This is a genomic window from Streptomyces sp. WM6386, assembly GCF_000972385.1.
Taxonomy (GTDB): Bacteria; Actinomycetota; Actinomycetes; order Streptomycetales; family Streptomycetaceae; genus Streptomyces.
Genome location: NZ_JXTE01000085.1, coordinates 24,137 through 30,655, shown reverse-complemented (window position 1 = coordinate 30,655; position 6,519 = coordinate 24,137). Strand labels below are relative to the sequence as shown.

The 6,519-nt window shown below is 71.5% G+C and carries 7 protein-coding genes; 5 read left to right on the top strand and 2 right to left on the bottom strand.

Annotated elements, in window-relative coordinates:
• A partial coding sequence (locus tag TN53_RS35560; RefSeq protein WP_046262938.1) for an acyl-CoA dehydrogenase family protein occupies nt 1-765 on the top strand: 765 nt, incomplete at its 5' end.
• Nucleotides 762-1,232, top strand: coding sequence for a nitroreductase/quinone reductase family protein (locus TN53_RS35555; RefSeq protein ID WP_046262937.1), 471 nt, complete (start codon nt 762-764; stop codon nt 1,230-1,232). The genes TN53_RS35560 and TN53_RS35555, both read left to right, overlap by 4 nt.
• Before the next feature lie 3 nt (nt 1,233-1,235).
• Here TN53_RS35555 and TN53_RS35550 read toward each other — a convergent pair whose 3' ends face one another.
• Nucleotides 1,236-1,853 (bottom strand): LysE family translocator, encoded by a 618-nt coding sequence (locus TN53_RS35550; protein ID WP_046262936.1) that lies wholly within the window; start codon nt 1,851-1,853, stop codon nt 1,236-1,238.
• 82 nt (nt 1,854-1,935) lie between these two features.
• On the opposite strand from TN53_RS35550, the gene TN53_RS35545 reads away from it, so the two are divergent.
• On the top strand, nt 1,936-2,388 hold the full coding sequence (locus TN53_RS35545) for an Lrp/AsnC family transcriptional regulator (protein ID WP_046262935.1): 453 nt from the start codon (nt 1,936-1,938) through the stop codon (nt 2,386-2,388).
• A 78-nt stretch (nt 2,389-2,466) separates the two neighbouring features.
• Here the strand turns inward: TN53_RS35545 and TN53_RS35540 are convergent, their stop codons facing one another.
• Nucleotides 2,467-3,102 (bottom strand): TetR family transcriptional regulator, encoded by a 636-nt coding sequence (locus tag TN53_RS35540; RefSeq protein ID WP_046262934.1) that lies wholly within the window; start codon nt 3,100-3,102, stop codon nt 2,467-2,469.
• 133 nt (nt 3,103-3,235) lie between these two features.
• Between TN53_RS35540 and TN53_RS35535 the strand changes: the two genes are divergently transcribed.
• Together TN53_RS35535 and TN53_RS35530 are read left to right on the top strand one after the other, a co-directional pair.
• Complete coding sequence (locus tag TN53_RS35535) at nt 3,236-3,982, top strand: VOC family protein (RefSeq protein WP_095046905.1); 747 nt, start codon at nt 3,236-3,238, stop codon at nt 3,980-3,982.
• Nucleotides 3,983-4,151: 169 nt separating this feature from the next.
• A complete protein-coding gene (locus TN53_RS35530; RefSeq protein ID WP_046262932.1) occupies nt 4,152-6,488 on the top strand; it encodes a PQQ-binding-like beta-propeller repeat protein in 2,337 nt (778 codons plus the stop codon).
• Nucleotides 6,489-6,519: the final 31 nt, after the last annotated feature.

The window sequence follows — 6,519 nt, the reverse complement described above, 5'->3', positions numbered from 1 at the left end:
GGGGGCGTACAGGCTCGACGGGCCGGGGGCGGAGGCGCTGACCGAGAGGGGGGCGGCTGGCGGCTGTACGGGGAGATCGATCACGTTCCCGACGGGCACTCCGCCGGGGTTCTGCTCGTCGCCGCGCACACCGGTGGATTCGCCCGGTCCCGCACGCTTGTCTTCCTCGTCCCCGGGGACACCGACGGGCTCGTGCGCGTACGGCAGACCGCCCTCGACGCCACCCGCCCGCTCGCCCGGCTCCAACTACGGAATGTGGAAGCCCGGTTGCTGGGCGACGAAAGTGCCGACGTGCTGGGCGCGCTGGCCCGGCTCGGGGACTTCGCCGCCGTCTTCCTCGCCTGCGAGGCCGTCGGGGCCGCCGACCGGGTGCTGGAGCGGACCGTCGAGTATGTGAAGCAGCGGGAACAGTTCGGGCGGGCCATCGGGTCGTTCCAGGCGGTCAAGCACCGGCTGGCCGATGTGTATGTGCAGGTGCAGGCGGCGCGTTCGGCGGCGTACTACGCGGCCTGGGCCACCGTGCACGGAGAGCGGGTGGGCGGGCTGGCCCTGGCTCAGGGGCTGGAGGCGTTGCGTGCCGCCGCCGGTGAAGCCGTCCAGTTGCACGGGGGCATCGGCTTCACCTGGGAGCACGACGTCCAGCTGTATTTCAAGCGGGCCGCCGGCGACGAGCTGCTGTTCGGGCCGGTGCACCGGCTGCGGGCGCACGCGGCCGACGCGGCACGGCTCTTCGAGGCGGCCGGGCAGCCGGAGGTGACGGTGTGATCGGGGAACGCGCGGTACAGAGGATCTCGTCCACGCGGGGGTTCGCCAAGGTCGCCCCGCATGTCATTCCGGCGCTGGACCGGGCCGTGCACCGGCTCACGCGCGGGAAGGTCATCCTCAGCGCGCAGATGCTGCCGGGCGTGATCCTGACGTCCGTCGGTGCGCGCAGTGGGCTGACGCGTCGTACGCCCCTGGCCTGTATGCCCGAGGAGGGCGGGCGGAGCTGGATTCTCATCGGGTCCAACTTCGGGCGGGACGGGCATCCCGCCTGGACCGCCAACCTGATGGCCCGTCCCGACGTCGAGATCAGCTGGAAGGGCACCGACATCGCCGTGACGGCCCATCTGCTGGAAGGGGAGGAGCGGGCCGCCGTGTGGAAGGCGGCGCTGGCCTTCTGGCCGCCGTACGCGACGTATCAGGCCCGGATCGAGCGGGAGATACGGCTCTTCAGGATCGTACGGAAGTAACTTCTAGAGCGTTGCCAGGCGCTGGACCAGCAGGAACGCGCCGATTCCCAGCATTGCGGCGCCCGATGTGCGGGTGACCGCGCGGGCCGCCGCCGGGCGGGCGCCCAGGACCGCGCGGGCCGCGAGGCCGACCGTCAGATAGACGGCGGCGCAGCACACCATGTGCAGGACGCCGAGGGTGGCGGTCTGGACGGGCACGGGGACGCCCGTCGGGTTAAGGAACTGCGGCAGGACCGAGAGGTAGAGCAGCAGCCCCTTGGGGTTCAGGCCGCTGATCGTCGCGCCCCGCAGGAAGACGCGGGCATCGGAGGTCTCCACGGGCTCTTCCGCGGTGCCGGGGACGCCCGGCCTGCGCAGCACGCTCCACCCCAGCCACACCAGGTACCCGGCCCCGGCCACCGTCAGCGCGGTCAGCAGACCGGGCTCCCCGGCCACCAGCACCGCCAGGCCCGCCACCGCGAGCGCCGTGTGCAGCGCGTACCCGGACACCAGGCCGCCCACCGCCCACGCCACCGAGCGTCCGCGCAGCCCTGCGGATATCGCGTACGCCCAGTCGCCGCCCGGCACGCAGACCAGCAGGAGGTCCACGGCGAGGAAGGAGAGGAGGGTTCCCGAGTTCATGCAGGGGACATTAGGCGTGAATAGCCCGAAAGTGTTTCTGAAATTTGCCCATGATCGCATGTTCTGGGGGAAGATCTCCCCTATGGACGACGTGGACCGGAAAATTCTTGCCGAGCTCCAGCAGGACGGGCGGCTGACCGTGACCGAGCTGGCGGCGCGGGTGCGGCTCAGTGTCTCGCCGTGCCACCGGCGGCTGCGGGAACTGGAGCGGGCCGGCGCCATCAGCGGGTACCGGGCGGTCGTGGAGCCCTCGGCCGTCGGGCTGAACTTCGAGGCGCTCGTCTTCGTCACCATGCGGCAGGAGGACCGGGACACCGTCGCCGGGTTCGAGCGGGCGCTCGCGGAGGTGGAGGGCGTGCAGGAGGCGCAGCGGCTGTTCGGGGAGCCGGACTATCTGCTGCGGGTGGTCGCGGCGGACCTCACGGCCTATCAACGGCTGTACGACGAGCGGCTGGCCACGCTGCCGGGGGTGCAGCGGCTGACGTCCACGCTCGTGATGAAGCACGTCGTGAAGGACCGGCCCCTACCGGCGTGAAAACACGGCAGGCGGCGGCTCACCCGTGTGAACCACCGCCTACCAGACAGGACTTGGTGCCTGGAAAAAGATTGTCGGTTACTTGGTCGGCTTCTTTCCGGTCACACCCAGATGCACCAACAGCGCCAGGTTCGGCTTGAGTTCAGCCTGTTTGACGCCCCATGTCTGGAAGCCCTTCTGGTGCGAGGCGACCGCCGCGAGCATCGCGACCAGTGAACCGGCGACCGCCGCCGGGTTCACGTCCTTGTCGACCTTGCCCTTGGCCTGCAACTCGGCGACCGAGTCGGACAGGGAGTTGTTCACGGAGTTCAGGATCTTCATACGGAGCTTGTAGAACCGCTTGTCGCCCTCGGCGGCGCCGAGGTCGACGACCCTGAGGATCGCGTCGTTCCTGCGCCAGAACTCGAGAAAACCGTCCACAAGTTCCTGCGCCGTCTGCCAGCCCGCCTTGCCGACCCAGGATCTGCCCTCGAGCAGCTGGGTCAACTGGCCGCCCTCGGTGGCCATTTGCTCGGCGATCTCCAGGACGGCGCCCTCGACGTCCGGGAAGTACTGGTAGAAGGTCGCGGGCGAAGTGCCCGCTTTCCGGGCGACATCGATGACTTTGACGTCCCGGTAAGGGGAGGAGCTGAGCATCTCGCTGAGGCAGTCGAGCAGCTTCTGCCGGGTCGCCTGCCCACGCCGGCCGGCCACGCGGCCGTCGACGGTACGCACTTGTCCTGTCATGCCGTCAGCTTACCGAGGGGTGATCGGAGCGCGATTCGGCCGACTGCAAATGGGGTGCGAGGGAGCTTCGGGGCTGGTGCGCTGGTCTGCGCGCTGCGTGAGTCGCCGTTAGTTTGGCGGTATGGCCGAAAACAGGGCATCCATGTACGGAGAGGGCGTCCCGTGCTGGGTGGACGCGCAGCTTCCCGATGTGGAGGCGGGCAAGCGGTTCTATGGTGAGCTCTTCGGGTGGACCTTCGAGGAGCAGCGGTACGGCGGGGCCGTATGGGCCCTGAAGGAGGGCGAGCCCGTCGCCGCGCTCGCGCACAAGACGGACGGGCGGATGCCCACCGTCTGGACGGTGTACTTCGCGACGCCGGACATCGAGGGCCTCGCCGACCGGGTCTGGGCCGCCGGCGGACAGGTCGTCACCGCCCCCATGCCGGTCGGCGACCTGGGCACCAGCGCCCTGGTCACCGACCCCGACGGCGCCGTCTTCGGTCTGTGGGAGCCGGACTCCCACACCGGTTTCGGCGTACGGCACGAGCCGGGCACCTTCGTCTGGGCCGAGCTGTACGCCCGGGACACCGAGGGCGCCAACACCTTCTACGGCGGGCTGTTCCATGACGCCCTGTTCGGACCGGACGCCAGGCCCGATTTCGGCCGCGCCCCCGTCTCCGACGTCTTTCCGGCCGAGATGCCGCCCCACTTCCTCGTCCACTTCGGAGTCGAGGACTGTGAGGCCGTTCTCGGGACGGTGAACCGGCTCGGCGGGCGGGTCCAGGCTCCACCCTTCGAGACGTCGTACGGCAAAGTCGCCGTCGTCACCGACAATCAGGGGGCGTCGTTCGCCGTACTGGTACGTCCCGACGGCCGACCGGGGCAGTGAAAAGCGCCGGTTTGGCATGGGACATCCCGATTTGCAACCGGGTTCGCAACCTGCGCCTCGGCCAGGAAGAATCAGGGTGCGTGCCGCCATGGCGGTGCGGTGGTGAGACGCTGCACGGGGTCGCGTGCATAAGGGTGTGACGCGGCCCGTACGGGGAGGTGGCAGGCAAGTGGTGGATCAGCTGACACAGCACGATCCGCGGCGGATCGGGCCGTTCGAGGTGCTGGGACGGCTGGGCGCCGGCGGCATGGGGCTGGTCTATCTCGCGCGCTCGGCGTCCGGCCGGCGCGTGGCGATCAAGACGGTCCGTACGGAACTCGCCGAGGACCAGCTGTTCCGCGTCCGCTTCTCGCGTGAGGTGGAGGCGGCCCGCGCGGTCTCCGGCTTCTACACGGCGGCCGTCGTCGACGCCGACGCCCGCGCCGCCGTGCCCTGGCTGGCCACCGCGTACGTTCCCGCGCCCTCCCTCGAAGAGATAGTGAACGAGTGCGGGCCGATGCCGGCCCAGGCGGTGCGCTGGCTCGCGGCCGGCGTCGCGGAGGCCCTCCAGTCGATCCACGGAGCGGGCCTTGTCCACCGCGACCTGAAGCCGTCCAACGTGCTGGTCGTCGAGGACGGCCCCCGGGTGATCGACTTCGGTATCGCATCCGGCGTATCGAACACGCGTCTGACCATGACCAATGTGGCGGTGGGCACCCCCGCCTACATGTCGCCGGAGCAGGCCAAGGACTCCCGCAGCGTCACCGGCGCGAGCGACGTCTTCTCGCTCGGCTCCATGCTGGTCTTCGCCGCCACCGGCCACCCGCCCTTCCACGGCGCCAACCCGGTCGAGACGGTCTTCATGCTGCTCCGCGAGGGCCCGGACCTCGAAGGCCTCCCGGACGAACTCCGTCCGCTCATCGAGTCCTGTATGCAGATGGAGGCCACCGGCCGCCCCAACCCGGCCGACCTCCAGTCCCAGCTCGCCCCGCACCTCTTCGGCTCCGGCTCCGACGACAGCGGTACGGCGTCGGCCTGGCTGCCCGAGCGGGCCGTGGGCCTGATCGAGGCGCGCCGCAACGGGCGCCCGGCCGTCAAGCCGGGTCCGGGCGGCCGCAGCGGCGGAGGCCGGGTCGCCCCCGTACCCCCGCCGCCCTCCCATGACCCGGCCCCCGTGCCCGTCGGCGCCCCCGACACCGGCCCGGTGCGCCTCGCGGGCGCCCAGGTGCCCATCGGGCCCGGACCGCGCGTCGCCGACGCCCGCGCCGCCGCCGTCAAGGCGCCGCCGCCGGAGGCCGGCCTGGTCGCCAGCTGGTCCAAGCCGCGCCCCGGCGTCAACGGCACGGACGCCGCCGTGGGCCCCGCCGTACCCGCACCGCCCGCACAGGAGCCGGGCGGCGGCTGGCGGCCGTGGCGTTTCCGCATGTCGAACGACGTGTGGGGGACCCCCTCCGTCGCCGACGACCTCGTCTACGTCACCTCCTTCGAGGTGCACGCCCTCGACGTGGCCACCGGGCGCCGCCGCTTCAAGACCCGGGACGTCGCCTGGTCGATGGCGGTCGCGGACGGCCGTATCCACGCCTCCGACGGTCCCACCCTGTTCGCCCTGGAGGCCCGCGAGGGCGCCGACCTGTGGCGGATCCAGACGGACGCCTGGGTGTACTCGCTCAAGGCCGGCCGGGGCACGGTCGTCACCGGCAGCCGTGGCGGCGGCGTCCAGGGCTGGGAGGCCTCGGGCGGCCAGAAGCTGTGGGAGCTCACCGGGGCGCAGACGGACTTCGAGTCCCCGGAGGCCGGCCCGGCGCTGCACGACGGCACGGTGTACGTCTGGCAGGACGCCCGGCTGCGCGCCCTGGACGCCCGCACCGGCGACGAGCGCTGGTCGTACCCCATCGGCGACGCGGCCTCCTGCGGCGGCGTACCGGTCCGGGTGACGCAGGCGCCCGACGGCTATGTGTATGTCTCGGCCGGCACCCGGGTGCTCGCGCTGGACGTCGCGAGCGGCCATGTGAAGTGGCACTTCGAGGCACCGGCGGTCTTCCTCTGCCCGCCCGCCTTCGTGCCGGGCCCGGCCGTGACCGGCGGTGGCGTCTACCTGGCCGACTATCTCGGCACGGTCTACGCCCTCGACGCCGCCGACGGCCGCGACCGCTGGCGCATCGCCACCGAGGCCAGGGCCTCGATCGAGCCGGTGCTGGTGGTGGCGGGGCATGTGCACGTCGGCAGCGGCAAGGGGCTGTACACCCTGGACGCGGTCACCGGCACGCCCAAGTGGCGCTTCCAGGCGGGCGGCGACATCGTGGGCGCGCCCGCGGTGGCGGAGGGCCGCATCCACTTCGGCTCCACGGACCACCTGCTGTACACCCTGAAGGCCGACGACGGCCGGCTGCGCTGGAAGCTGGCGACCGGCGGCGAGATCACCGGTGCCCCGGTGGTGAAGGACGGCGTCGTGTACGCGTGCAGCAAGGACCGCTGCGTGTACGCGCTGGACGCGGAGAAGGGAACGGGGACGGCCAGGACCGCGTGAGCCGCTGGTGACGGCCGTCGTACGGAAGGGG